This is a genomic window from Bradyrhizobium sp. 17 (assembly GCF_023073515.1).
In the GTDB taxonomy this organism is placed as follows: domain Bacteria; phylum Pseudomonadota; class Alphaproteobacteria; order Rhizobiales; family Xanthobacteraceae; genus Bradyrhizobium; species Bradyrhizobium canariense_D.
The window spans coordinates 218,733-242,838 of record NZ_JADPJQ010000067.1 but is presented as its reverse complement, the minus strand read 5'-3'; the positions used below and the strand labels follow the sequence as shown (position 1 = coordinate 242,838).

24 protein-coding genes are annotated in these 24,106 nt (G+C 64.5%); 14 read left to right on the top strand and 10 right to left on the bottom strand.

Annotated features, from left to right (window positions below; all coding sequences use genetic code 11):
- The 3 genes from IVB13_RS13270 to IVB13_RS13260 are packed head-to-tail and all read left to right on the top strand — an operon-like array spanning nucleotide 1 to nucleotide 2,712.
- Complete coding sequence (locus tag IVB13_RS13270; protein WP_247375635.1) at nucleotides 1-684, top strand: isochorismatase family cysteine hydrolase; 684 nt, start codon at nucleotides 1-3, stop codon at nucleotides 682-684.
- Nucleotides 681-2,213, top strand: coding sequence for an ABC transporter ATP-binding protein (locus IVB13_RS13265; protein ID WP_247384001.1), 1,533 nt, complete (start codon nucleotides 681-683; stop codon nucleotides 2,211-2,213). The genes IVB13_RS13270 and IVB13_RS13265 overlap by 4 nt, the downstream gene beginning before the upstream one ends.
- 13 nt (nucleotides 2,214-2,226) lie before the next feature.
- Nucleotides 2,227-2,712, top strand: a complete 486-nt coding sequence (locus tag IVB13_RS13260) for a nucleoside deaminase (RefSeq protein ID WP_085361054.1) — start codon at nucleotides 2,227-2,229, stop codon at nucleotides 2,710-2,712.
- 136 nt (nucleotides 2,713-2,848) lie between these two features.
- On the opposite strand, the gene IVB13_RS13255 is transcribed toward IVB13_RS13260, so the two are convergent.
- Nucleotides 2,849-3,958 carry a hypothetical protein gene (locus tag IVB13_RS13255; protein WP_247383999.1) on the bottom strand — a complete coding sequence of 370 codons (1,110 nt, stop codon included), beginning with the start codon at nucleotides 3,956-3,958 and terminating at the stop codon, nucleotides 2,849-2,851.
- A gap of 571 nt (nucleotides 3,959-4,529) precedes the next feature.
- On the opposite strand from IVB13_RS13255, the gene IVB13_RS13250 reads away from it, so the two are divergent.
- The 4 genes from IVB13_RS13250 to IVB13_RS13235 all read left to right on the top strand — a co-directional run bounded on the left by IVB13_RS13250 (nucleotide 4,530) and on the right by IVB13_RS13235 (nucleotide 9,235).
- On the top strand, nucleotides 4,530-6,101 hold the full coding sequence (locus IVB13_RS13250; RefSeq protein WP_247383997.1) for an ABC transporter ATP-binding protein: 1,572 nt from the start codon (nucleotides 4,530-4,532) through the stop codon (nucleotides 6,099-6,101).
- Complete coding sequence (locus IVB13_RS13245; RefSeq protein ID WP_247338200.1) at nucleotides 6,085-7,176, top strand: ABC transporter permease; 1,092 nt, start codon at nucleotides 6,085-6,087, stop codon at nucleotides 7,174-7,176. The genes IVB13_RS13250 and IVB13_RS13245 overlap by 17 nt, the downstream gene beginning before the upstream one ends.
- Nucleotides 7,163-8,080, top strand: a complete 918-nt coding sequence (locus IVB13_RS13240) for an ABC transporter permease (RefSeq protein WP_247297941.1) — start codon at nucleotides 7,163-7,165, stop codon at nucleotides 8,078-8,080. Before IVB13_RS13245 ends, IVB13_RS13240 begins: the two co-directional genes overlap by 14 nt.
- Nucleotides 8,081-8,158: 78 nt before the next feature.
- Complete coding sequence (locus IVB13_RS13235) at nucleotides 8,159-9,235, top strand: BMP family ABC transporter substrate-binding protein (RefSeq protein ID WP_026233223.1); 1,077 nt, start codon at nucleotides 8,159-8,161, stop codon at nucleotides 9,233-9,235.
- A gap of 109 nt (nucleotides 9,236-9,344) precedes the next feature.
- Here IVB13_RS13235 and IVB13_RS13230 read toward each other — a convergent pair whose 3' ends face one another.
- Nucleotides 9,345-10,697, bottom strand: coding sequence for an 8-oxoguanine deaminase (locus IVB13_RS13230; protein ID WP_247489092.1), 1,353 nt, complete (start codon nucleotides 10,695-10,697; stop codon nucleotides 9,345-9,347).
- Between the two features lie 153 nt (nucleotides 10,698-10,850).
- Between IVB13_RS13230 and IVB13_RS13225 the strand changes: the two genes are divergently transcribed.
- Together IVB13_RS13225 and IVB13_RS13220 are read left to right on the top strand one after the other, a co-directional pair.
- Nucleotides 10,851-11,678: an FAD binding domain-containing protein gene (locus tag IVB13_RS13225; protein WP_018456698.1), complete on the top strand. Its 828-nt coding sequence runs from the start codon at nucleotides 10,851-10,853 to the stop codon at nucleotides 11,676-11,678.
- Nucleotides 11,675-14,401, top strand: a complete 2,727-nt coding sequence (locus IVB13_RS13220; protein ID WP_247489089.1) for a molybdopterin cofactor-binding domain-containing protein — start codon at nucleotides 11,675-11,677, stop codon at nucleotides 14,399-14,401. Before IVB13_RS13225 ends, IVB13_RS13220 begins: the two co-directional genes overlap by 4 nt.
- Here the strand turns inward: IVB13_RS13220 and uraD are convergent.
- The 4 genes from uraD to IVB13_RS13200 all read right to left on the bottom strand — a co-directional run bounded on the left by uraD (nucleotide 14,398) and on the right by IVB13_RS13200 (nucleotide 17,010).
- Entirely contained in the window at nucleotides 14,398-15,285 is an 888-nt protein-coding gene (gene uraD, locus IVB13_RS13215; RefSeq protein ID WP_018456700.1) for a 2-oxo-4-hydroxy-4-carboxy-5-ureidoimidazoline decarboxylase, read from the bottom strand. The genes IVB13_RS13220 and uraD overlap by 4 nt on opposite strands.
- Nucleotides 15,286-15,292: 7 nt before the next feature.
- The gene (gene puuE, locus IVB13_RS13210) at nucleotides 15,293-16,228 is read right to left on the bottom strand and encodes an allantoinase PuuE (protein ID WP_018456701.1); all 936 of its coding nucleotides are present in this window, start codon (nucleotides 16,226-16,228) and stop codon (nucleotides 15,293-15,295) included.
- Nucleotides 16,229-16,642 carry a DUF3830 family protein gene (locus tag IVB13_RS13205; protein WP_018456702.1) on the bottom strand — a complete coding sequence of 138 codons (414 nt, stop codon included), beginning with the start codon at nucleotides 16,640-16,642 and terminating at the stop codon, nucleotides 16,229-16,231.
- An 89-nt stretch (nucleotides 16,643-16,731) separates the two neighbouring features.
- Nucleotides 16,732-17,010 (bottom strand): hypothetical protein, encoded by a 279-nt coding sequence (locus IVB13_RS13200; protein WP_018456703.1) that lies wholly within the window; start codon nucleotides 17,008-17,010, stop codon nucleotides 16,732-16,734.
- Between the two features lie 227 nt (nucleotides 17,011-17,237).
- Between IVB13_RS13200 and IVB13_RS13195 the strand changes: the two genes are divergently transcribed.
- Nucleotides 17,238-17,456 (top strand): hypothetical protein, encoded by a 219-nt coding sequence (locus IVB13_RS13195; protein WP_007612884.1) that lies wholly within the window; start codon nucleotides 17,238-17,240, stop codon nucleotides 17,454-17,456.
- 923 nt (nucleotides 17,457-18,379) lie between these two features.
- Here the strand turns inward: IVB13_RS13195 and IVB13_RS13190 are convergent.
- Entirely contained in the window at nucleotides 18,380-18,769 is a 390-nt protein-coding gene (locus tag IVB13_RS13190; protein ID WP_247335410.1) for a hypothetical protein, read from the bottom strand.
- 286 nt (nucleotides 18,770-19,055) lie between these two features.
- Here IVB13_RS13190 and IVB13_RS13185 point away from each other — a divergent pair, with 286 nt between their 5' ends.
- Nucleotides 19,056-19,313, top strand: a complete 258-nt coding sequence (locus IVB13_RS13185) for a DUF2798 domain-containing protein (protein WP_085350586.1) — start codon at nucleotides 19,056-19,058, stop codon at nucleotides 19,311-19,313.
- A gap of 50 nt (nucleotides 19,314-19,363) precedes the next feature.
- On the opposite strand, the gene IVB13_RS13180 is transcribed toward IVB13_RS13185, so the two are convergent.
- The 3 genes from IVB13_RS13180 to IVB13_RS13170 form a co-directional block, all read right to left on the bottom strand.
- Complete coding sequence (locus IVB13_RS13180) at nucleotides 19,364-21,151, bottom strand: chloride channel protein (protein ID WP_085361046.1); 1,788 nt, start codon at nucleotides 21,149-21,151, stop codon at nucleotides 19,364-19,366.
- A 12-nt stretch (nucleotides 21,152-21,163) separates the two neighbouring features.
- The gene (locus tag IVB13_RS13175) at nucleotides 21,164-21,817 is read right to left on the bottom strand and encodes a class II aldolase/adducin family protein (protein ID WP_198957640.1); all 654 of its coding nucleotides are present in this window, start codon (nucleotides 21,815-21,817) and stop codon (nucleotides 21,164-21,166) included.
- Nucleotides 21,818-21,975: 158 nt separating this feature from the next.
- Nucleotides 21,976-22,602, bottom strand: coding sequence for a MarC family protein (locus IVB13_RS13170; protein ID WP_247335370.1), 627 nt, complete (start codon nucleotides 22,600-22,602; stop codon nucleotides 21,976-21,978).
- Nucleotides 22,603-22,691: 89 nt separating this feature from the next.
- On the opposite strand from IVB13_RS13170, the gene IVB13_RS13165 reads away from it, so the two are divergent.
- The 3 genes from IVB13_RS13165 to IVB13_RS13155 all read left to right on the top strand — a co-directional run bounded on the left by IVB13_RS13165 (nucleotide 22,692) and on the right by IVB13_RS13155 (nucleotide 24,103).
- Complete coding sequence (locus IVB13_RS13165) at nucleotides 22,692-22,898, top strand: hypothetical protein (RefSeq protein ID WP_007601434.1); 207 nt, start codon at nucleotides 22,692-22,694, stop codon at nucleotides 22,896-22,898.
- 100 nt (nucleotides 22,899-22,998) lie between these two features.
- Complete coding sequence (locus IVB13_RS13160) at nucleotides 22,999-23,565, top strand: ferritin-like domain-containing protein (RefSeq protein WP_085384836.1); 567 nt, start codon at nucleotides 22,999-23,001, stop codon at nucleotides 23,563-23,565.
- Nucleotides 23,566-23,719: 154 nt separating this feature from the next.
- Nucleotides 23,720-24,103, top strand: a complete 384-nt coding sequence (locus IVB13_RS13155) for an Hsp20/alpha crystallin family protein (protein ID WP_007601432.1) — start codon at nucleotides 23,720-23,722, stop codon at nucleotides 24,101-24,103.
- Nucleotides 24,104-24,106: the final 3 nt, after the last annotated feature.

Here is a 24,106-nt window from a genome sequence, read left to right as displayed (position 1 = left end):
ATGCCCGAGCGCACCATCAAGTCCGAGCCCTATGCCTGGCCCTATAACGGCGACCTGCGTCCGGAGAATACCGCGCTCATCATCATCGACATGCAGACCGATTTCTGCGGCGTCGGCGGCTATGTCGACAAGATGGGCTATGACCTCTCGCTGACGCGGGCGCCGATCGAGCCGATCAAGAGACTGCTCACGGCAATGCGGAGCCGAGGCTTTCACATCATCCATACCCGCGAAGGCCACCGTCCCGATCTCTCGGATTTGCCTGCCAACAAGCGTTGGCGCTCCCGGCAGATCGGCGCCGGCATCGGCGATCCCGGTCCCTGCGGCCGCATCCTGGTGCGCGGCGAGCCTGGGTGGGACATCATCCCGGAGCTCGCGCCGCTGCCCGGCGAACCCATCATCGACAAGCCCGGCAAGGGCTCGTTCTGCGCCACCGACCTGGAGCTGATCCTGCGCGTCCGCGGCATCGAGAACATCGTGCTCACTGGCATCACCACCGACGTTTGCGTTCACACCACCATGCGTGAGGCCAACGACCGCGGCTTCGAATGCGTGCTGCTGCACGATTGCTGCGGTGCCACTGACAAGAGTAACCACGACCACGCGCTGAAGATGATCAAGATGCAGGGCGGCGTGTTCGGCGCGGTCTCGACCGCCGACGCCTTCATCGGAGCGATTTCGTGATCGTCGGCGAAACGTCGCCGCCATCGGGCGCCTTCGGCGTCGATGCCATCGCCATGAGCATGCGTTTCGGTGATTTCCTGGCGCTGGACAATGTCGCGCTGAAAGTGCGGCCGGGTTCGTTCCATGCGTTGCTCGGCGAGAACGGCGCCGGCAAGTCGACGCTCGTCAAATGCATTATGGGCTATTACCACGCCACCGAGGGTGACATTCTCGTCGGCGGGCGCGAGCAGGCGATCGGCAATCCGAAGGACGCCCACGCCCTCGGCCTCGGCATGGTCTACCAGCATTTCACGCTGGTGCCGGCGATGACGGTCGCCGAAAATCTGGTGCTGGCGCGCGATGACGTGCCGGCTGTCGTGAACTGGCCGAAAGAGATGAAGGAGCTCGAGGCCTTTCTCGCGCGCATGCCATTCAAGGTACCGCTCAGCGCAAAGGTCTCCGACATCTCCGCGGGCGAGCGCCAGAAATGCGAGATCCTCAAGCAGCTCTACCTGAAGCGTCGCTTCCTGATCCTGGACGAGCCGACCTCGGTGCTGACCCCGGCGGAAGCCGACGAGGTGCTTGGCATGCTCCGCGACATGGTCGTCAAGGGCGAGCTGACCATCCTGATGATCACGCACAAGTTCCGCGAGGTCATGGCCTTCGCCGACGACGTTACGATCCTGCGCCGCGGCAAGCTCGCCGGCGCCGGCAAGGTGTCCGAACTGACGCCGGACGCCATGGCGCGCACCATGATCGGCGCCGAGGAGCTGACGCTACAGCCGCCGCGCACCGGTGAGGCCGGCAAGGCGAGGCTGGAGCTGGCGAAGATGCGCGCGCGCGACGACGCCGGCGCCATCGCCGTGCACGACGTCTCCCTTACGGTCCGCGCCGGCGAGATCGTCGGCATCGCCGGCGTCTCCGGCAACGGCCAGCGCCAGCTCGTCGAGGTGCTGGCCGGGCAGCGCGGCGCTGAGAGTGGCGAGATCCGCGTCGCCGGCGATCCCTATCACGCCAGCCGCGAGGAGATGCGGCGGCACAATATGTCACTCCTGCCGGAGGAGCCGCTGAAGAACGCCTGTGTCGGCGGCATGAGCGTCGCCGACAACATCGCCTTCCGCGAATTCGACCGCGCGCCTTTCGCTAGCCTCGGCTGGTGGCTCAACCGCGGTGCCTTCCGCGTCGACGCGCGGAAGAAGATCGCCCAGTACAAGATCAAGACCCGCACGCCCGACACGCCGATCTCGGCGCTGTCGGGCGGCAATGTCCAACGCGCCGTGCTGGCCCGTGAGCTCGGCGGCGACGTCGAGGTGCTGATCGCGGCCAATCCCTGCTTCGGGCTCGATTTCGCGGCGGTGGCGCAAATCCATGCCGAGATCATGGCCGCGCGCAACCGCGGCGCCGCGGTGCTGTTGGTCAGCGAGGACCTCGACGAACTCCTTGAACTCTCCGATCGGCTGGTGGTGATGTTCCACGGCGAATTCGTGTATGAAGCACGGACCAGCGAAGCCGATCTCACCGTGATCGGCCGGCACATGGCGGGGCATTGACCAGGGAAGAGCGATGAGCGGCGGGTCCGAGCGTGACGAGCACTTCCTTCGCCTTTCCTTCGCGGTCGCCCGCCGTTCCCTCACGCACGGCAACCATCCCTTCGGCTGCATCGTGGTCGATGCCGAGGGCAAGGTCCTGATCGAGGCCGAGAACGGCTACATGCCGGATCACGACGGCACCGCGCATGCCGAGCGCCTCGCCGCCACGCAGGCCTGTCGCACGCTTGGCCGCGAGGTGTTGGCGAGAGCCACGCTCTATTCCTCCGCCGAGCCCTGCGCGATGTGCGCCGGCGCGATCTACTGGGCCGGCATCGGCCGTGTCGTCTATGGCCTCAGCGAGCACCGCCTGCGCGGCATCACCGGCGATCATCCGGAGAACCCGACGCTCGACTTGCCCTGTCGCGAAGTCTTTGCCAGCGGCCAGCGGCCGACAGAGGTTGCGGGGCCGCTGCTCGAAGACGAGGCCGAAGCGCTGCACGACGGCGTGTGGACGAAGTAGCAAACACCAATTCAATTTCGTAGAGCGGATTGCGCCTACGGCTCATCCCCTACCTACCTTCCTGCCCACAAACGAAGATGACGCCGCGGAGGTTTGACGCGGCGCCATCGTCGTTCACCTGAAGCGTGTCAGGTGGCTAGAATTTCACAGTGACACCGGAGTAGAGCGAGGACTCGGTGCAGGAGCCGGTGCTCACCCTCGCGCCACCGGCCAAAGTGGTGCAGGCCACGGCGTTGTTGTGATCGAGGCCGAACTTGTTCTGCCAATAGCGATAGGCGACCCAGACGTCGACGAAGTGCGAGTACTTATCACCCCAAATCGCCTTCGAGGCATCGAGGGTCAGGCGGATCGGCTCGGAGTTGAACTCGACCTTGGTGGGATAGACGCCGTTGGCGACGCTGGCGGGAAGCGGCTCAGTGTCGGTGCCCTTCTTGCCATACCACGCCGCGCGGCCGCTGATCGAGAAATACTGCACGTTCTGCGGCAGGAAGCCGAGGTCCATATAGTAATTGGTTTCGATCGCCCAGGTCGGCTTGAACGACGTGTTGCCGTCGGCAATACACGGAGCGGACCAACCGGCGCCGCACTGCGAGAAGGAGTTGTGGTTGGCGAACTCCCAATACACCAGCGGCGCGACGTTGAAGTAGCCCTTATAGGGAAGATCGAAGGCAAACTGCAGACCCGCGACAACGTCGCGCTTGGCGGCGCCGAAATACCGGTTCTCCGTGTTGGCATCCATGCCAACCTCGAACGAGATGTTATGCAGCGGGCCCTGAGTGAAGGCCTTGGTGTTGAAGATCTCGTTCCAGCCGAAGGTCGAGCGGAAAAGACCGTAGATTTCTGTCGCGCCGGCACAGCTCGTGGGTGTCGCTGCGAAGCCTGCAGCCGGCGACACGACCACGCCTGTGGCGGTACACGGGCCTGCCGGATCGTTGTGGTCCGACTTGAACATCGAGATGGTGAAGAAGTTGGTGCCGTAAGTCCAGGCATCGAAGTGGGTGAAGGAGTAGACCTGCTTCGTCGTCTTGGCGTTGATCACGCCGTTGGTGTTGGTGAACGCTCCGGGCTGCGAGGCATTGAAGATATAGGAGAAGGTGACGCGGTCGTCGATCACCAGGAAGAACGGAAGGTCGGCCGCCTTCTTGGCAGCCTTGACCGGCAGATCCGCCGCCTGAGCCAGGCCACTGGTAGCAAGCGTAGCAAGTGACAGCGCGCCTGCTGCAATTGCCTTGAAACGAAACGACATCCTGAATACCCCCAAGTTTGGACACGTAAAAATGAACGTCCCTTGGGTGCGACACTTGCGCCGATCTCCCGGAGTGAGAAGCCTCAACTTGTTTCAAGGCATGCCGCTTGTTTGCACAGGGCGCGGCGTTCACCGGCCGATTTGGAAGGCCAACCTCACCGCCACGCCGTCGGCCGAGAGCGACCCATTGCCGGATATCCCCATTTGATTTCGTTCGCCTTTTCATGTCGACCGGACAAGGCAAACAAGATGGGTGGAAGCTACTGTCGCGGTGTTCGCAAATGCATACGCGTGCTGGCGCGTCTCTGCTTAACTTCACGCCAAGCCTGCATAGCGGTTCCGATTTGGCTTGAGCCGTCACAAATTTGCAACAGGCGTCACACGCAAGCCGGGACTGCAAAGGCTGCTCGGAAGGTGTCTGAGGACGATCGCCGCCGGCGAGAGCCGAGACTCGCCGACACCTCCTGCCTGCCGAAGCGTTGAGCAAGGGATGACGCTTTTTCACACCTTACGCGGCGGTTCAAACTAGCCCAGTATTGAGGCACTTCACCCCATGCAAGCGCATCAGCGAATGTTGGATCCCACGGCTAAGAGCCTGCATTCTGGCGAGTCCCCGCTCCTCAGGACGGTCGGGCTCACCAAGCGCTATGGCGATTTCCTCGCCAACGATGCCATCGACATCGATATCTGGCCAACGGAAATCCACGCGCTGCTGGGCGAGAACGGCGCCGGCAAGTCGACGCTGGTCAAGGCGATCTACGGGCTGATCCAGCCCAGCGCTGGCCAGATTTTCTGGCAGGGCCAGCCGATCGTGCTGTCCGGTCCCTCGGAAGCGCGCAGCCGCGGCATCGGCATGGTGTTCCAGCATTTCTCGTTGTTCGACAATCTCACCGTCGCCGAGAACGTCGCGCTCGGCCTCGACGGAAGAGAATCCTTCAAGGACATGTCGGCGCGGCTTGAGCAGGTGTCGAAGACTTATGGTCTGCCGCTCGACCCCAAACGCGAGGTCTGGCAATTGTCGGTCGGCGAGCGCCAGCGCATCGAGATCGTCCGCGCGCTGATGCAGGATCCGCAATTCCTGATCCTTGACGAGCCCACCGCGGTGCTGACGCCACAGGAAGCCGACCAGCTCTTCGTCGTGCTGGAGCGGCTCAAGGCCGAAGGTCGCGCCATCCTCTACATCAGCCACAAGCTCGAGGAGGTGAAGCGCCTGTGCGACACGGCAACGATCCTGCGCGGCGGCAAGAAGGTGGAGACCTGCAATCCCAGGCTTGAGACCGCCGCTTCGCTGGCGCGCATGATGGTCGGCGGTGAGATCAAGGAGGTGAAGGCGGCCGCCGGCCGGCAGACCACGGTGCCGCGTCTCGTCGTCAACGACCTCTCGCTCGCCCCCGGCGAAGCGCATGGCGTGCGGCTCGAGCACATCTCGTTCGAGCTGAAAGGCGGCGAGATCCTCGGCATCGCCGGGGTCGCCGGCAACGGCCAGGACGAACTTTTCGCCGCGCTGTCCGGCGAACGCCTGTCGAGGGATCCCGGCACGATCGTCATCGAAGGCCTTGCTGCCGGCCATCTCTCGATCACGCAGCGCCGCAAGCTCGGCGCGGCATTCGTTCCCGAGGAGCGGCTCGGCCACGGCACCGCGCCGCGCATGAAGCTTTCCGAGAATGCGCTTCTCACCGGGCACGCCGCCAGCGGCATGGTCCATCACGGCTTCATCGATACTGCCGCCACGCTGAAGACGGTTGACCGCGCAACCGAGACCTTCGACGTCCGCAAGGCCAAGCGCGATCCGGAAGCAGCATCCCTCTCCGGCGGCAATCTGCAGAAATTCATCGTGGGACGCGAGATCCTGCGCAATCCCGCGGTGCTGGTGGTGAGCCAGCCGACCTGGGGCGTCGACGCTGGCGCTGCCGCCGTCATCCGACAGGCGCTGCTTGATCTCGCAACCGCAGGCGCCGCCGTGCTCGTCACCAGCCAGGACCTCGACGAGCTCGCGGAAATCGCCGACCGCATCGCCGTGATGTTCCATGGCCATCTGTCCGCACCGCTCGCCACCAGCGAGGCGACGCGCGAAAAACTAGGCCTGTTGATGGGCGGCAGCACGCTGGAGCCGAAGGAGGCCGCGCATGCAGTTGGTGCTTGAGAAGCGCGCCGAACGCTCCAACACGATCGCGCTGATCTCGCCGCTGATCGCGATCGGCCTCACGATCGTGACCATGGTCATCCTGTTCGCGATCCTCGGCAAGAATCCGCTGCTCGCGCTGCACGCATATTTCGTCGCGCCTTTGACCGACAGCTATTCGCTCCAGGAAATCGCGGTGAAGGCGACACCGCTGGTGATGATCGCGATCGGGCTGTCGCTCTGCTATCTCGCCAATGCCTGGAACATCGGCGCCGAAGGGCAGTTCCTGATCGGTGCAGTCGCCGGAAGCTGGATTGCGGTGAAGACGCAGGGCACCGACGCCGGTGTCTGGGTGCTGCCGGTCATGCTCGTGCTCGCCGCCGCCGCAGGCGCGCTCTACGCACTGATCCCGGCAATCTGCAAGGTGAAGTTCGGCGCCAGCGAAATCCTGACCAGCCTGATGCTGGTGTATGTCGCCGATCTCTTCCTCGACTATCTCGTGCGCGGCCCCTGGCGCGATCCGCACGGTTTCAACTTTCCGACCACCGCCGAGTTCGACCCGGTCGCAACGGTGCCGCTGCTGATCGAAGGCGGCCGGCTGCATCTGGGCTCGATCATCGCCCTGCTCGTCGTCGCGGCAGCCGCAATCCTGCTGGGACGCACCATCAAGGGCTTCGAGATCCGTGTGGTGGGCGCCGCGCCACGCGCCGCGCGGTTCGGCGGCTTCAATTCCAACCAATTGATCATCCTGACCTTCGCCGTCTCCGGCGCGCTGGCGGGCCTCGCCGGCATCATCGAGGTCGCGGGTCCGGTCGGGCATCTCCAGCCCGGCATCTCGCCGGGTTACGGTTTTACGGCGATCATCGTCGCCTTTCTCGGCCGGTTGAACCCCCTTGGAATATTAATTGCAGGCCTTTTTCTCGCGTTGACCTTTATCGGCGGCGAGCAGGCGCAGATCGCGATGAAGATCCCGTTGGACGTGACAAAGGTTTTTCAGGGCATCCTGCTGTTCTACGTGCTCGCCTGCGATTCCCTCATCCTCTACCGCTTCAAGCTGGTTTTCCCGAACCGACAGGTGGCTCGTGGAACTCATTGAAGCCATCATCCTCGCGGTGCTCGCCGCCTCGACGCCGCTCCTGATCGCGGCGACCGGCGAGCTCGTGACCGAGCGCTCCGGTGTGCTCAATCTCGGCGTCGAGGGCATGATGATCGTCGGCGCCGCATGTGGCTTTGCAGGTGCGTGGTTGACCGGCTCGATCTTTATCGGCGCACTGTTCGGCATCGTCGCCGGCACGTTGATATCACTGGTCTTCGCACTGATGGCGCTCGGGCTTGCGGTCAACCAGGTTGCGACAGGGCTGGCGCTGACCATCCTGGGTGTCGGACTCTCCGGCCTGATCGGCGCTGGCTTCGTCGGCGAGCGCATCACGCCGGCGCTGCATCTCAACATTCCCGGTCTCACGGATATTCCGCTGGTTGGCCGCGTGTTGTTCGGCGAGGACGCCTTCGTCTATTTCTCGCTGGCGCTGGTCATCGGCGTCTGGTGGTTCCTGTACCGTACGCGGCCGGGATTGATCCTGCGCGCCTGCGGCGACAACCACGTGTCTGCGCATGCGCTCGGCTATCCCGTGCTGCGCATCCGCACCTTAGCGGTGATGTTCGGCGGCGCCTGCGCAGGACTTGCCGGCGCTTATCTGCCGCTCGCCTATACGCCCTTCTTCATTCCGGGCATGACCGCAGGCCGCGGCTGGATCGCGCTGGCGCTGGTGGTGTTCTCGTCCTGGCGGCCGGGCCGCCTCGTGGTCGGCGCGTATCTGTTCGGCGCGGTGACGATCCTGCAACTGCACGCGCAGGGCTGGGGCGTCGGCATTCCCTCGCAGCTGATGTCGGCGCTGCCTTACCTTGCGACTGTCATCGTCCTGGTCCTGCTCTCCCGCGCGCGCACGGGTGGATCGACCGCACCGGCTGCGCTTGGCACCGTGTTCGTGCCTGACCGCTAGCGTTTCATTTCCGCACCGTGCGCGATGGGGCGCGCACGTTGCGGATCATGGCTTTCCCCTGATGTTTGGAGATTGATGATGAGGAAATCACTTCTTGCGCTGGCCGCCGGGCTCTTGCTTGCCGGGAGCGTCGGTGCAGCCTCCGCCGCCGACAAGCTGAAAGTCGGATTTATCTATCTCGGCCCGGTCGGTGACCTCGGCTGGACCTATCAGCATGAGCTGGCACGCCAGGCGCTGGTGAAGGAGCTCGGCGACAAGATCGAGACCACCTTTCTCGAAAACGTGCCTGAGGGCCCCGACGCCGAACGCTCGATCGAGCAGCTCGTCCGCGCCGGCAACAAGCTGATCTTCACCACCTCGTTCGGCTACATGGATCCGACGCTGAAGGTCGCGAAGAAATACCCGAACGTGCATTTCGAGCACGCGACCGGATACAAGCGCAACCCGAACATGTCGACCTATTCGGCCAAATGGTACCAGGGCCGCTACATCCAGGGCCTGATCGCGGCCAAGATGTCGAAGTCCGGCGTGCTCGGCTATATCGGCTCGTTCCCGATTCCCGAGGTCGTCTCCGGCATCAACGCGACGATCCTCGCCGCGCAGACCATCAACCCGAACATCAAGGTCAAGATCATCTGGGCCAACACCTGGTTCGACCCAGGCAAGGAAGCCGACGCCGCCAAGGCGCTGATCGACCAGGGCGCCGACATCATCATGCAGCACACGGATTCGCCGGCGGCAATGCAGATCGCCAGCGAACGCGGCAAGCTCGCCTTCGGCCAGGATTCCGAGATGATCAAGTTCGGGCCGAAGACCCAGCTGACCTCGATCCTCGACACCTGGGGTCCCTACTACATCGCCCGGGTCAAGGCCGAGCTCGACGGAACCTGGAAATCCGAGGACACATGGGGCGGCCTCGACAGCCACATGTTCGCGATGGCGCCCTACACCAACATGCCTGACGACGTGAAGAAGATCGCCGAGGATGCCCAGGCGGCGATCACCGCGGGCAAGCTGCATCCGTTCAAGTGCCCGGTCCTTGGGCAGGACGGCAAGGAGGTCGAGTGCAAGGGCGGCGCCAATCTCGACGACGGCCAGATCCTCGGCATGAATTTCTATGTCAAAGGCATCGACGACAAGCTGCCGGGCAAGTAGCACGCTTCTTGCATCGCCTAAATCACCTGCTCCTCCCGGAGGAGGTTCGGAGGGGGTGGCCAGAAGCACCCGGCACTTGTGGTCGCCCCCTCTTTCTATTTTCGCCTGATTATTGTCCGGCCTGCATGGCCCGCGCCGCCGAACTGTGGCGGTGGATGAGGTCTGCCACATCAAGGCCGGGGATCGCGCCGTCGATCACGGCCCATTTTCCCGCCACCATCACCCTGTCGGCCCGATGCGCCCCACACAGCACCAGTGCAGCCAGGGGATCGCCATGGCCGGAGAAGCGGAGCTCGTCGAGCCTGAACAGCGCGAGATCGGCCGCCTTGCCGATGGCGATCTCGCCAAGTTCCGGCCGGCCGACGCAGGCCGCCGAGCCCTTGGTGGCCCAGCGCAGCGCATCCCTGTGACTGACCTTCGTCACCCCGTAGCGCGCCCGTTGCAGCAGGAACGCGGCCCGCACCTCCTGCATCAGGTTCGATCCGTCGTTCGAGGCCGAGCCATCGACGCCGATGCCGATGCCGACACCAGCCTCCTCCATCTCGCAGACGGGACAGCAGCCGGAGGCCAGGAGTTGGTTGCTGCAGGCGCAATGACTGATCGTCGTCTTCGCCCTGCCTAGCCGCTTCATCTCGTCTGCATTGAAGAAGATGCCATGGGCGAGCCACGTCCGTGCATTGAGCCAGCCACATTGTTCGAGATAGTCGAGCGGACGGCAGCCAAACATCTCCTGGCAGAATTTGTTCTCGTCCTCGGTCTCGGCGAGATGGGTGTGCAGACGTACGTCGAGCTTGTCGGCGAGATCGGCGGTGGCGCGCATCAGGGACGTTGTCACCGAGAACGGCGAGCACGGCGCCAGCGCGATCTGCACCATCGCATCAGCACCGCGCTGATGATATTTCGCCACAACGCGCGCGCTGTCCGCGAGGATGGTGTCCTCATCCTGTACGACGCTATCGGGCGGCAGACCGCCGTCGCGCTGCGACAGGTTCATCGAGCCGCGCGTGAGCAGCACGCGCACGCCGAGCCGCTTTGCGACCTCGACCTCGATGTCGACGGACTCCTCGAGCCCCGCCGGGAAGACGTAGTGATGATCCGTCGTCGTGGTGCAGCCCGACAGCAGCAGTTCGGCCATCGCCACCGTGACAGCGAGCTCGAGCGCATCAGGCGTCAGCTTCGCCCACGCCGGATAGAGCGCCTGGAGCCAGGGAAACAACTCGCGGTCCATCGCCGCGGGAAGCGCCCGCGTCAGCGTCTGGTAGAAATGGTGATGGGTGTTGATGAGGCCCGGCAGCACGACGTGGTCGCCAGCATCGAACACCGCGACGTCAACGGTTGCGGGCGCGCCGCCGGCCGGCACCAGCTCGACGATCCGGCCGTCCTGCACCACGACGCCGCGCTCGGCGCCATCGGCGAGGACGGCCAGGGGATCCCTGATCCAGATCGGCTTTGCGTCGCTCATGAATCTGCTCCTCCTCACATCCGCTCACGACACGCCTGCAAGGCAGGTGCCGGCCTGATTGCGCTTTTGCTGCGACTTGTTGTTGCGACTTGGCGCTCGTCTTGCAAGACTTTCCCTTGGCTCGATTCACTCGTTGGAAGCGTTGGCGTCGCCATGGACTTGAATACCATCACAGCGGTTGCCCATCCGCAAACGCGCGCGCAGCTGCCCGTTTGGACGCCAGGTGATGCATGGCTCGCGGGCGGCACCTGGCTGTTCTCGGAACCGCAAGTTCACCTGACTCGGCTCATTGATCTCACCGACCTCAAATGGCCGGCGCTGACGGTCACCGAGAGCCATTTCAGCATCGCGGCCACCTGCACCGTTGCGCAGCTCGATGGATTCGCCTGCCCACCCGACTGGTTCGCGGCACCGCTGATCAACCAGTGCTGCCGCGCCTTCCTTGCTTCGTTCAAGATATGGAAGACGGCGACGGTCGGCGGCAATCTCTGCATGTCGCTGCCGGCGGGACCGATGATCTCGCTCACCGCGGCGCTGGAGGGCGTCTGCACCATCTGGAAGGCCGGCGGCGGCGAACAGATGATGCCCGTCATCGACTTCGTCACCGGCAACCAGCGTAACCTTCTGGCGCCGGGGGATCTGCTCCGGCAGATCGATATTCCGATCGCCGCGCTGAAGCGTCGTACGGCCTTCCGCCAGATCTCGCTGGCGCCGGTCGGCCGCTCGGCGGCGCTCCTGATCGGCAGTCTGGATGCCGATGGCACGCTGACGCTCACGGTCACCGCATCGACGGTGCGGCCGATCCGGTTGTCCTTTCGCGAGGCCCCCGACACGAAAGCGCTTCGCGACGCCATCGCGCAGCAGATTACGGACGATCTGTACCACACCGACATCCACGGCAAGCCGCTCTGGCGCAAGCACATGACATTGCGGCTTGCCGAAGAGATTCGCGACGAACTCCTCGGAGCACCGTCGTCATGAGCTTCGAGGTCAATGGCACGACGTTTCCGCAGGAGCCACGCGCCGGCCAGTGCCTGCGCACGTTCCTGCGCGAGCTCGGCCATTTCGGCGTGAAGAAGGGCTGCGACGCCGGCGATTGCGGCGCCTGCACCGTGCTGCTGGACGGCGAACCGGTGCATAGCTGTCTGATCCCGGCCTTCCGCGCCGAAGGTCGCGCCGTCACCACGATCGAAGGTCTGGACGGAGACGGCGGCGCGCACCCGATGCAGCAGGCTTTCCTCGATGCGCAGGGCTTTCAATGCGGCTTCTGCACCGCCGGCATGATCCTGACCTGCGCCTCGCTGAACCAGGCGCAGCGCACCGATCTCGGCGTCGCGCTGAAGGGCAATGTCTGCCGCTGCACCGGCTATCGCGCCATCGAGGACGCGTTGCTAGGCAAGACCAACATCGAGGAGAGCGTCGAGGCCGGCGCCGCATTCGGCCGCAGCCTGCCGGCGCCAGCTGGCCCCGATGTCGTGCGCGGCAAGGCGCGCTACACGTTCGACACGCAGATCGACGGCCTGCTGCATATCAAGCTGCTCCGTTCGCCCCACGCCCACGCGAAGATCGTCGCGATCGACAAGTCGGACGCGCTGGGCGTTCCCGGCGTGCAGGCGGTGCTGACGCATGAGGATGCGCCTACGATCCTGCTCTCGACCGCGCGGCATGAGAAGGACTGGATGGATCCCGAGGACACTCGTGTTCTCGACGAAATCGTCCGCTTCATCGGCCAGAAGGTTGCCGCCGTCGTCGCAGACAGCGAAGCCGCCGCCGAGGACGCTTGCCGCCGGTTGAAGGTCGACTACGAGGTCCTCCCCGCGCTGATCGACCCTGAAATAGCAATGGCGCCCGGCGCACCCATCATTCATCCCGACCGCACCACCGCGAACCGCGTCGCCGACGCCCAGCGCAACCTTGCCGCGGAGACGCATGGCGAATTCGGCGACGTGGCGGCTGCGCTCGCGACATCTGCCGTCACCTTCGAGGGCACCTTCCATAGTCACCGTGTGCAGCATGCCGCGCTGGAAACCCATGGCGGCCTCGCCTGGCTCGATGCTTCCGGCGTGCTCAACGTTCGCACCTCGACGCAGGTGCCGTTCCTGACCCGGCGCGCGCTGTCTGATATCTTCGAGCTTCCCATGGACAAGGTTCGCGTCTTCTGCGAGCGCGTCGGCGGCGGCTTTGGAGGCAAGCAGGAGATGTTCGTCGAGGACATTCTGGCGCTCGCCGCGCTCAAGACCGGACGGCCGGTGAAGCTGGAGCTCACCCGGGAGGAGCAGTTCGTCGCAACCTCGACGCGGCACCCGATGCGGGTCCACGTCAAGGCCGGTGCCGACGCGGACGGCAAGCTCACCGCGCTCCAGCTCGACGTGCTCTCCAACACCGGCGCCTTCGGCAATCACGCCGGCCCGGTGATGTTCCACTCGCTGGCGGAATCCATCAGCGTCTACAATTGCCGGAACAAGCGGGTCGACGGCCACGCGGTCTACACCAATACAGTGCCGGCAGGCGCGTTTCGTGGTTACGGCTTGCCGCAAACACTGATCGCGGTCGAGGCCGCGATCGACGAACTGGCCAAGCAACTCGGCATCAGCCCTTACGAGATGCGCCGGCGCAACGTCGTCAAGCCCGGCGATCCCATGGTGTCCCCACCGCCGTCGGAATTTCACGACGTGTTCTACGGCTCCTACGGGCTCGACCAGTGCCTCGACCTCGTCGAGCGCGCGATGCAGGCCGATGGCCCGCAGCCGGACCTGTCGCCGGAGTGGCTGATCGGCGACGGCGTCGCGCTGACCATGATCGACACGGTGCCCCCGGCGGGCCATCTCGCGGACGCGATGGTCACCCTCAACGACGACGCCAGCTTCGACCTCACCGTCGGCACCGCCGAATTCGGCAACGGCACCAGCACCGTGCACCGGCAGATCGCGGCGACCACGCTTGCGACCACCGTCGACCGGATCCGCCTGCGCCAGTCCGACACCGCCCATGGCGGCCACGACACCGGCGCCTATGGCAGCGCCGGCATGTTCGTCGCCGGGAAGGCGACGCATGCGGCAGCCGTGCAGCTCGCAACCGAGCTGAAGGCGGCCGCCGCCGGCGCATGGCTCTGCGAAGTCGGCAGCTGCACGCTCGAGAGCGAGGCCGTCGTCAGTGGCGTGCGGCGCATGTCCTTTGTCGAGCTGGCAAAGCTCGCGCGCGAGCGCGGACAGCCGTTGGCAGGCGCCGGCAATTCCGGCGGGACGCCGCGTTCGGTCGGCTTCAACGTGCAGGGCTTTCGCGTCGCCGTGAACAAGGGCACCGGCGAGCTCCGGATTCTCAGGAGCGTGCATGCGGCGGACGCCGGCGTCGTCGCCAATCCCATGCAATGCCGCGGCCAGGTCGAAGGCGGTGTCGCGCAGGCGCTCGGTGCCGCGCTCTACGAGGAGATGGTGATCGACGCGGACGGCCGCGTCGCCAACCCCAAATTTCGCGACTATCACCTGCCCTCTTTCGCCGATGTCCCCCGCACCGAGGTCTTCTTCGCCGAGACCTCCGACACGATCGGCCCGCTGGGGGCGAAGTCGATGAGCGAGAGTCCGTACAATCCGGTCGCCGCCGCGCTCGGCAACGCGATTGCCGATGCCACCGGCATCCGCTTCACGGCGCCGCCCTACAAGCCGGACCGGCTGTTTCCGGCGCTGCACGAGAAGTTCGGCAATTAACTGCCGCGATAGGTCGAATAGCTCCACGGCGTGACGAGCAACGGCACGTGATAGTGGCTTTCCGGCTCGCTGATCGCAAAGCGTAGCGGGATCTCGTCGAGGAACGGCGGGTCGGTGAGCTGCACGTTGCGCTCGGCGTAATATTTGGCGACGCTAAACCGGAGCTCGTAGCGGCCGATCGGCAGCGGGCGGCCGCCAATCAGCGGCTGGTCGGTGCGGCCGTCCGCGTTGGTCACCGCGCGCGCAATCACGCGGCTCTCGCCGAGGTTCGCGAGCTCGACCAGCTCGACCGGAATGCCCGATGCGGGCTTGCCGGCGTGGTTGTCCAGCACATGGGTCGAGAGCCGGCCGTGCACTTTCAGCTTGTCGTCAGCACTGACGAGCTGGTCCAGCCGCAGCGCAGCGATGCGGGAGATTTCCTCGAGCGCGCGGCGTGTCTCGGTCTTGGCAATGTTCTGCAGTCGCGACTCGAAGTCACGCAGAATGGAGTCCTTGGTGTGCCGGCGCGCACAGACGATATAGGGGATACCGAATTTTTCGCGATACGCATTGTTCGCCCGCTCGAAGGCCGCATATTCGGTGTCCGACAGACGGTCTAGACCAGCGCTGCTCTGCTCGGCAGTCGAGTCAGGCGTGAGTCCCGCTGCGCGCTGGGTCTTGTTCGCGAGGTCGGGATGCGCGCGTATCAACGCCAGCTGCACCTCGGGCTCAGCGCTAGCGATCGCCGCCTTGATCGCGTCGAGCAGTGAATTGATGCCGGCAAACGGACGGCGCGCCGCCGCTTCTTGGGCAATCCAAGGCGAGTACTCGACCACGTTTTCAAGTACGGCCACGAAATCATCGAAGCTCGCGGCATTGAGATCAGACAAGGCGATCTGTGACATTGCTGCCCTATCCGATCTCGAAAGCATCGTCGGCAAGGCCCGCATGCTTGTCGTGCCAATGCTGGGCGATCTGCAACCGTGTCGGCACCCAGACGCGCTCGTGCTTGCCGATATAGTCGAGGAAGCGGATCAGCCCCGCCGCGCGGCCGGGGCGGCCGGCGAGACGACAATGCAGGCCGACCGACATCATCTTCGGCGCGCTCTCGCCTTCGGCATAGAGCACGTCGAAAGCATCCTTCAGATAGGTGAAGAACTGCTCGCCTTCGGCAAAGCCTTGCGGATTGATGAAGCGCATGTCGTTGGCGTCAAGCGTATAGGGAATGATGAGCTGCTTGCCGCTGGCGCCCTTGACCCAATAGGGCAGATCGTCGGCGTAGGAATCGCAGAGATAGAGGAAGCCGCCCTCCTCCATCAACAGACGGTTGGTGTTGATCGAGGAGCGTCCGGTGTACCAGCCGAGCGGCCGCGAGCCGGTCGCCGCAGTGTGGACGCGGATCGCTTCCGCGATCTCCGCGCGCTCCTGCGCCTCGGTCATGTCCTTGTGCTCGATCCACTTCAGGCTGTGGCTGGCGATGTCCCAGCCCGCTTCCTTCATGGCAGCTACGATTTCCGGATTGCGCTTCAGCGCTGTGGCGACGCCGAACACGGTAGTCGGCCACTTCCGCTCGCTGAACATCCGCCAGAGCCGCCAGAAGCCGGCGCGCGAGCCATACTCGAACATCGATTCGATATTGGCGTGGCGCTGGCCGGGCCAAGGCTGTGCGCCGAGCACGTCGGACAGAAACGCTTCCGAGGCCGGGTCGCCATGTAGGATGTTGTTTTCGCCGCCCTCCTCGAAATTGACGACGAACTGCACCGCGACCCGCGCGTTGCCGGGCCATTGCGGGTGCGGCGGGTTGCGGCCGTAACCGCGGAGATCGCGCGGGTAGCGGGCACCAGTCACTCAGACTTCCTCGAAGCGGATCGGCAGCGCGCCCTTCCACAGCACGCTCTTGCCGAGCGTCGCCAGATTCTGCAGGCCAGAGGTCAGCGTGATGAAATGGTTGCCGGCGAGTTGGCCCATCTTGCTCGCGAAGTGCACGCCGCCATAGGCCATCAGGATCTCGGTCTCGCTGATGCCGCCGGGATAGAGGATGATCTGGCCGGGCGCGGGATAACTGGTATGGTTCTCGTAACCGACACCGAAGTCCAAGTCGCCGAGCGGCATCCACACCCCCTCGCCGCTCCAGCGCACGTGGATGATGTGGCTTTCGAACGGCAGCGCCTTGCGGAACGCGGCGACAGTCTTCGGGGCCGCTTGCTCCTCGAAACGAGCATCGAAGGTGAAGTCGCCGGCGCGGATAACGAGTTTGGTCATCTCATCTCTCTGGATCGGGGGCGGTGGCCCCACGGGGAATTTTCAGGCAAAGAGCACTCCGTCGGGCTTCGCGCAAGGGGCGCGGCCCGTTACCTGCGGTCGTAGGACCAGCCGAAAACGCCACTCCGCCGCGTCTCGGGCTCCGGCTCGGCGGCGGGCTGCGGCGCCTCCCTCAGTTCCGCCTGCGGCGACGGAGGCGGCACAGGCAAATTCTCGCATTTCATGGAGTAGACCAGCTTGCCGTCCGCCGTCCGCCCGATCGGCGCGCAGGGGTCCGGATGCGCCGCCGATGTTTTTGGGGTCAGCTTGACCTGCGCCACGGCCGGCGAGGCGATCAGCAGAAGGACCAGCAGATATTTCGACATCATTGTCGCCTGAAAACCAGATTTGGCCCATTGAACCGGATTGGAGCAGGCAAGTCCACCGGTGCCACCGGTCGCGATTGCCGAATATTTAGCCGAGGCTAGAAAATTGGCTCGCCCCAATGTGATGTCGCGAGCGGTGATATCGGCCGGGCGCGTCGCCTTGTCAGCCGCGACGGCGACACACAAAACACACATCTCACAGCCGGGCGTCGTCACGGGAGAAAGAAACAATGCAAAAGACTTTCATCATTCTCGGCGCGACGCTGATTGCCGCCGCCACCATCCAGACTGCCGCGGCGAACGACCGCCGTCATGTCCGCAAGGCGCAGCCCCATCCCATCACCCAGTCGGTGCGCGACTCCAACGCCGCGCTCTGGCCGTCGCAGCCGACCGGGCCCGACTGGTCCCGCTATTCCAACGGCGCGATGTCTGCACCAGCGGGACGGTGATGCCGGAAGCCTAGCGCGATCAGCGAAACTGCCTCCACGTCGTCATTGCGAGGAGCTCTTGCGGCGAAGCAATCCAGACATTTTCCACGGATGCATTTCTGGATCGCTCGCTGCGATCGCAATGACGGAGTATGAGGCGGCAGCGCCACTCTTCCAGCTCGCATTTTTACTTGCAGACACAGCTTCGCGTTCTCGCGGCTGATTTCGCCCGAGCTTTGCTTGATCGCTCCACCCTCTTGTCCAAGAGGGCGCAGGGAAGGCCGGGTGCCGGCTGGCACCCGCGGTCCGCTGCGCGAAAAGCACACGCAGGAAAACCGCACAGCAGCATACAGGTGTAGCCAATCACTCGGCCTTCCCTGCGCGATGGTTGAACGGCTTATGCCGTGCTCTCTCGGGAGCCGAGTTCTCTTTGGCCTCCCTCGCCCCAACGAAAGTCACCGGCACCGCGCCGGTTGACGCGGATGCCGCATTCGCCAGGGCTTGACCGTAGCAACGACGGCCAGGACCACACGGTTTTGCCGTACGCACGGCTCGCCATTTCGCCGCAGTTTTTCCAGCCCTGTCGACGGAGCCGGAAACTTACAGACGAGACGAAGCCTAGCAGCGCCGCTCGTCGGAACGCAGCCTTGGGCTCACGGAGAGCAATCCGCCCTGCCCTTGGCCTCTCGCACCCGAACGCTGCCGCGTCCACCGCAAGCCCGGCTCGCGAACATGACGACCACAAGATCGCCCCTCAAGGATGAGCCGGGATGGGCGACACATACGCCAATTCCGAATTTCGGTAAAGCGGAATCTTTTTTTCTGGAGGGGATTGACGCGCCCGCGACACAGGTCGCGCAATGAGACGCCTCGCGCAGAAGCAACAAGGGGCGGTGCAAAACACCGCCCATTGGCGAGAACGAGACTGCGGCGAGGACAGGCGCCTAATACGGCTGATAATAGCCACGCGGACCATAGTAGGGACCGCCGCCGTAATATCTCTGGCCGCCGTAGTAAGGACCGGGACCGTAATTATAGCGGTCCTCGTAGTACTCCTGGCGCCTGCTCTCTGCGATCGCGCCGCCGATCAGACCTGCCGCCACGCCCATGAAAGCGAGGCCTGCAGCGTTCGGACCTCGCCGATAATAGTGGTGGCGGCGAGCCGCGCTGAAATCGGTGGCAGCCGGAGCGACCGAGCCCGCGGCAGCGGCTTTGGTGGGCGCGGGCGAGTTGGCAGCCGAAGGGGTGATCGGGGCCGTCATCAGAACAAGACTTGCGAAAGCTGCCAGCCCAACGCTGCGGCCGGCTGCGGAAATCATCGGTCCTTTATTCATCTTGACCTTCCTGTTCTCGCTCGAAGCGACATAATCAAACAAGACTAAACGTCCAAACCACTGAAATGGTTTCGTGATCGCGGCAATCTGCCACGCGTTGAACGATTGTAGATCGAACGTCCAGATCCAGCTTGAACCATCCAACATGAGCGGATAATGAACAGGCGCACCGTCTTTCGGTCGCCGTAAGCGTTTTACGTGAACCAACGCATCAACCGACGCCGTCGGGATCGATGCCATTCTTGGGTTCACCGTGACTGACGCGTCTTATTCCAAGAGAAACCAGATGATTGCGGTTCGCAAACTGCCGGCGCGCTATGCGTCGATCGTGATGCCATTTGTGCTGTCCATCCTCATGACAGCCGTGGTGTCGGTCATTTCCACCCTTCGAAGCCTCGGCGCAACGCCGGCGTTCCTCGCGACCTGGCCGGGCGCCTGGGCGCTGTCATGGCTCGTCGCCTTTCCGACGCTGCTGATGGTGCTGCCACTGGTCCGCCGGATCGTGGCTAGCGTCGTCGCTGCTCCCTTGCAGCCAGGCCGATAGCAGGCGCGGACGGCGGCGCATGACGCACGCCGTCCCGCTTCCGCGTGACCTTACGACAGCGCGCCGAGTACGCCGCGCGTCGCCTTGTCGATCTCCTCGACATAGCGGCGGCGGGCGAAGGTCTCGGTAAGGAAGCCGACCACCTTGCGGCTGTCGGTGGAATCGACCACCGCCAGCATCTCGGCCTCCGCCTCGTCGAACACCGCCATCGCCGACTTCACGTTCATTTCCGGGATCAGCACGATCTCGGTCAGGCGCGCGAGCTCGATCACCTGGATTTCGTCGGCGATGGTGTCGAGGTCGCCCGAGAACAGGTCGGGCAGCAGGACAAGGCCGACATATTCGTCCGCATTGTTGACGATGACGATCCCGGGCCGCGAGCCCAGCGCGAATTCGCGGCGGACCGCGGCGATCGTCGTGGTCGACGGCACCTTGCCAACATCTGAGCGCATCAGCCGCTCGACGGTGAGGTTGCGCAGCCAGCCGACGTCGTTGGCGCTGCGGATGGTCTCGCCGCGCAGATGCAGGCGCCAGGTCGAGAAGGAGTGCCCGAACATGAAGCGGACGCAGATCGAGGTGACGATGCAGCCGGCGAGCACCACGGCGGTAACGTCGACGTTGCGGGTCATCTCGAGCACGAGGAACGACATGGTCAAGGGACCGCCGACGATGGCGACGCCCAGCGTCGCCATGCCCGTCAGCATCGCGACCAGCGGATCGATCACGAAGTTCGGGCTGATCAAGAGCAGCACCGCGGAGAAGAACTTTCCGATCAGGCTGCCCACGAACAGCGAGGCAAAGAACAGGCCGCCGCGGAAACCGGAGGCGAGCGAGATCAGGCAGGCCGTCACCTTCAAGGCGATGATCAGCGCGATCAGGCCGATCGTCATGTCGTGAAAGAGATCGAGCACCATTGCGCCGTGGCCGGCCGCCAGCACCTGCGGCGTGACGATCGCAAAACCGCCGACGATGAGGCCGCCGATCACCGGGCGCAACCAGACCGGCAGCCATTTGAACAGGCGCTCGAACATCGAGGACGAGCGCATCACGGCGATGCCGACACCGCTGGTGACGAGCGCGAGACCGATCAGCGCGAGATATTGCTCGACGCCGACGGCGCTGACCTTGGGTATTTCGAGCGAGTATGGCGCGCCGCCGAGCCATTGCGCGGTCAGGGCGCCCGCGAGCGAGGCGGCGAGGATCGGCGCCGCGCTGCCGACCGAGTAGACGCCGACGATCAGCTCGCAGGCGTAGAAGGCGCCCGTGATCGGTGCACCGAAGGCCGCCGCGATCGCCGCAGCGGCACCGCAGCCGACGATCAGGCGCAGATCGTTGCGGCGCAGATTGAAGAACTTGCCGAGCAACGAGGCGATACCCGAGCCGATCTGGGTATAGCCGGCCTCGAGGCCGACGGAGGCGCCGCAGCCGTTCGAGATCAGCGTCTGGCTGGACACCACCACGCTGTCGCGCATCGACAGATTGCCGCCGCGCAGTGCGTTCGCCTCGATCGGATCGACCGCGCTGGAGAGCTTGAGCCGTCGCCGCCACCACTCCATGATCCCAAGCACCAACCCGCCCAGCGCGGGCGCGATCAGCGCGGCCCACGGACTGACGCTGGTATTGGCGGACAGGCGGACGTCGATGGGAATGCCGTAGATCACCATGTGGGCAATCTGCGCAATCTCGGCCATCAGCGTCACGATGGCGCCGGCGAGCGTGCCGATCACCAGCGCCAGCGGGATCAGATAGAATTCGTTGCTGCGTAGCAGCGCCCGCAGCCGAACCATGATGCGGTTCGTCCCCTTGCGGTCGGCGAGATGTCTGATCCGCAGGAACACGTTCTGTCCGCCCTACCCTTCCGACATGCCGTAACCGGACATGCGCTGGCGGACCCGCTCGATCTCGGCGCTCGACAGCAGCGGCGGCTCTCCGATCTGGAGACAGCCGTGATATTGCCGCGCCAGCGTCTCGACCTCGACCGCGAGCCACATCGCCTTGTCCAGCGACTTGCCGATCGCGATCATGCCGTGATGGTCGAGCAGGCAGGCAAGTCGGCCCTCCAGCGCCCGCACGGCATGTTCGGACAGCTCCGCCGTTCCGAAGGTGGCATAGGGCGCGCAGCGGATGCTGTCGCCGCCGGCGGCCGCGATCATGTAGTGCACGGGCGGGATCTCCAGGCCCATGATCGCCAGGATGGTGCAATAGGTCGGATGGGCGTGGACGACGGCGTCGACGTCTGGCCGGGCCTTCAGGATGTCGAGGTGGAAGCGCCACTCGCTGGACGGCTTCTGATCGGGCGCGTGCGAGCCGTCCATCGTCATGAACACGATCTGGTCCGGCGTCATGGCGTCGTAGGGCACGCTGGTCGGGGTGACCAGAAGCCCGTCCACATGCCGGACGCTGATATTGCCCGAGGTGCCCTGGTTGATGCCGAGCGCATTCATGCGGCGGCAGGCGCCGATGATGGCCTGTCTCTTGTCGAGCTCGTCCGCTGTCATCGACATCTCGATTTCCTGACGATGGGCGCCTGTCAGACGGGGAGTACGTCAAGCAATATGGCAGCGCAAGAGAAAGCGGACCGGATCGCGCGCGATCCCGCCAGCCGCCTCATGGCATCATGGAATAAACATGAAAATCAACGCATTAACAGATTGTCGCAGCTCTACGGCAAGCTTGCCCGGACCGCAGCGATGCCGTTGATCACGAACTGCACCGAATAGGCCGCGAGCAGCATGCCGAGCACGCGCGAGAGGACGGCGTTGCCGGTGCGCCCGAGGCTCCGCGCGATCATGTTCGCGGAGACAAAGCAGAGCATGCAGAGCAGGCACACGGCGAGCACGACCGCGATGATGATCGCGAGCCTCGGTCCGTAGCCGGCATCGCCGGTCAGGAGCAGCGTGGTCGCGATCGCGCCGGGACCGGCCATCATCGGGATCGCCAGCGGGAATACCGCGACGTCGGAGGCATGCTCCGAGGTTGCCTTATCGGCCTCGCGGGCCTCGCGATGCGGACGGTCGCCGAAGATCATCTGGTAGGACACGCCGAACAGCAGCAGCCCGCCGGCGATCTGGAAGGCGGGGATGCCGATCCCGAGCTGGCGCAGCAGCCAGTTTCCGATCAGGGCGATCACCACCAGGATCGACGCCGCAATCAGCGGCGCACGCAGCGCGATGGTGCGCATGGTCTTGTCGGGCATGCCTCCGGTCGCAGCGAGGAAGGCCGGCGCAAGGCCCACCGGATCGACCACGAGCAGCAGCGTCACGAACGCGGACAGGGTGAAGTCGATCATGTCTCGGTGGGCTCCCTGGACGCAGGAACGATGGCTGGCGGACTGACTTAGCCCGATAGAACCGCTTTGAAAATCACCGGAGATGCACAATGAGTGACAGTGGAATTGGAATGTTGCTGGGTCACCTTTCGGGCAACCTGCTCTGGCTCTGGTTCATCGGTGCCTTCGTGCTCGGTGCGGTCCTCGTCTACGGCGTGGCGAAGGCGGGGCGCCTGCGGCGCCGCGAGCGCGCGCAGCTCGACCGCAACACCGAGGCGCGGCAGCGGCAGGAAGATCCCTACAAGCGCCCGACCTGAGCGCAGGCTGCAGTTTGGAACTTTCGTTCTCCGAAAGCTTTTGATCGCCTGAGGATTGCGGAAGGCGATGCCTTCGCGCGTCACCTCAAGAGGAGGATGTATGGCAAAACGAGCAAAGAAGCGCACAAGCAAGAAATCGTCGACGGGCCGCGCCCGTCAGGCGCCGAAGATGTTGAGCGACCTATTCCTGGAGACGCTCAAGGACATCTATTTCGCCGAGAACAAGATCATCAAGACCCTGCCCAAGATGGCCAAGGCTGCCAACTCGAAGGAGCTCGCGGCGGCTTTCAACAAGCATCTGCGCGAGACCCAGGGCCAGGTCAAACGTCTGGACCAGATCTTTAAGATGCTGGGCAAGCCGGCCCGCGGCAAGCCTTGCGAAGCGATCAACGGCATCACCGACGAAGGTGCCGAGATCATGAAGGAGTTCAAGAACGCGCCTGCGCTCGACGCCGGCCTGCTCGCAGCCGCGCAGGCGGTCGAGCACTACGAAATCTCCCGCTACGGCACGCTGCGCACCTGGGCCGAGGAGCTCGGCATGCAGGACGCGGCAAAGCTGCTGCAGGCGACGCTGGACGAGGAAGAGGCGACCGATCACGCCCTGACCGAGCTCGCCACCTCCGTGATCAACCTCGAGGCGGAAGAGGAATACCGCCAGGCGGCCTGAGGCACACATAGGGTGACGACGGAACGCCGCGGCCCGGAAGGCCGCGGCGCTTGTTTTCGGATCGCACGATCCGCATGGCACCTGCGCGCAGCCGGGCTGGAATTCTCGGGAACCGGCCCCATATTCAGCGTTCCTCACCCGCCGAGCCCGCATCATGCAACCCAAAAATCCCCTCGACTGGATGCTGTCCGAAGCCTTGGACTCGCTGACCCGCGCCGAACGGCTGCGCCAGCAGTTCGGCCGGCAGGAAGCCTGCTGGGAGCCGCCGATCGACGTGCTCGAAACCGAGCATGAGCTCCTGATCCTGGTCGCGCTTCCCGGCGTCAATCCCGACAATGTCGAGACTGTCATCCATGACGGCGTGCTCGTCATCTCCGGCCAGCGCACCCTTCCGCCAGAGCTTCGCAACGCCCGCATCCACCGGCTCGAACTGCCGCAGGGGCGTTTTGAGCGCCGCATTGCATTGCCCGTTGGCCGTTACGCCATCAGCCGCTTCGTGATGGACGGCTGCGTCGCGCTGCGCCTCGCCAAATCCTGAGGT

Bases quoted from the DNA above. Each gene is read 5' to 3' on its own strand.
- IVB13_RS13235 (WP_026233223.1), top strand. From the start codon at position 8,159: ATGAGGAAATCACTTCTTGCGCTGGCCGCCGGGCTCTTGCTTGCCGGG.
- IVB13_RS13220 (WP_247489089.1), top strand. From the start codon at position 11,675: ATGAGCTTCGAGGTCAATGGCACGACGTTTCCGCAGGAGCCACGCGCC.
- IVB13_RS13160 (WP_085384836.1), top strand. From the start codon at position 22,999: ATGGCAAAACGAGCAAAGAAGCGCACAAGCAAGAAATCGTCGACGGGC.
- IVB13_RS13190 (WP_247335410.1), bottom strand. From the start codon at position 18,769: ATGAATAAAGGACCGATGATTTCCGCAGCCGGCCGCAGCGTTGGGCTG.
- IVB13_RS13200 (WP_018456703.1), bottom strand. From the start codon at position 17,010: ATGATGTCGAAATATCTGCTGGTCCTTCTGCTGATCGCCTCGCCGGCC.
- IVB13_RS13255 (WP_247383999.1), bottom strand. From the start codon at position 3,958: ATGTCGTTTCGTTTCAAGGCAATTGCAGCAGGCGCGCTGTCACTTGCT.
- IVB13_RS13195 (WP_007612884.1), top strand. From the start codon at position 17,238: ATGCAAAAGACTTTCATCATTCTCGGCGCGACGCTGATTGCCGCCGCC.
- IVB13_RS13260 (WP_085361054.1), top strand. From the start codon at position 2,227: ATGAGCGGCGGGTCCGAGCGTGACGAGCACTTCCTTCGCCTTTCCTTC.
- IVB13_RS13155 (WP_007601432.1), top strand. From the start codon at position 23,720: ATGCAACCCAAAAATCCCCTCGACTGGATGCTGTCCGAAGCCTTGGAC.
- uraD (WP_018456700.1), bottom strand. From the start codon at position 15,285: ATGTCACAGATCGCCTTGTCTGATCTCAATGCCGCGAGCTTCGATGAT.
- IVB13_RS13175 (WP_198957640.1), bottom strand. From the start codon at position 21,817: ATGTCGATGACAGCGGACGAGCTCGACAAGAGACAGGCCATCATCGGC.
- IVB13_RS13170 (WP_247335370.1), bottom strand. From the start codon at position 22,602: ATGATCGACTTCACCCTGTCCGCGTTCGTGACGCTGCTGCTCGTGGTC.
- IVB13_RS13250 (WP_247383997.1), top strand. From the start codon at position 4,530: ATGTTGGATCCCACGGCTAAGAGCCTGCATTCTGGCGAGTCCCCGCTC.
- IVB13_RS13185 (WP_085350586.1), top strand. From the start codon at position 19,056: ATGATTGCGGTTCGCAAACTGCCGGCGCGCTATGCGTCGATCGTGATG.
- IVB13_RS13165 (WP_007601434.1), top strand. From the start codon at position 22,692: ATGAGTGACAGTGGAATTGGAATGTTGCTGGGTCACCTTTCGGGCAAC.
- IVB13_RS13225 (WP_018456698.1), top strand. From the start codon at position 10,851: ATGGACTTGAATACCATCACAGCGGTTGCCCATCCGCAAACGCGCGCG.
- IVB13_RS13245 (WP_247338200.1), top strand. From the start codon at position 6,085: ATGCAGTTGGTGCTTGAGAAGCGCGCCGAACGCTCCAACACGATCGCG.
- IVB13_RS13205 (WP_018456702.1), bottom strand. From the start codon at position 16,642: ATGACCAAACTCGTTATCCGCGCCGGCGACTTCACCTTCGATGCTCGT.
- IVB13_RS13270 (WP_247375635.1), top strand. From the start codon at position 1: ATGCCCGAGCGCACCATCAAGTCCGAGCCCTATGCCTGGCCCTATAAC.
- IVB13_RS13230 (WP_247489092.1), bottom strand. From the start codon at position 10,697: ATGAGCGACGCAAAGCCGATCTGGATCAGGGATCCCCTGGCCGTCCTC.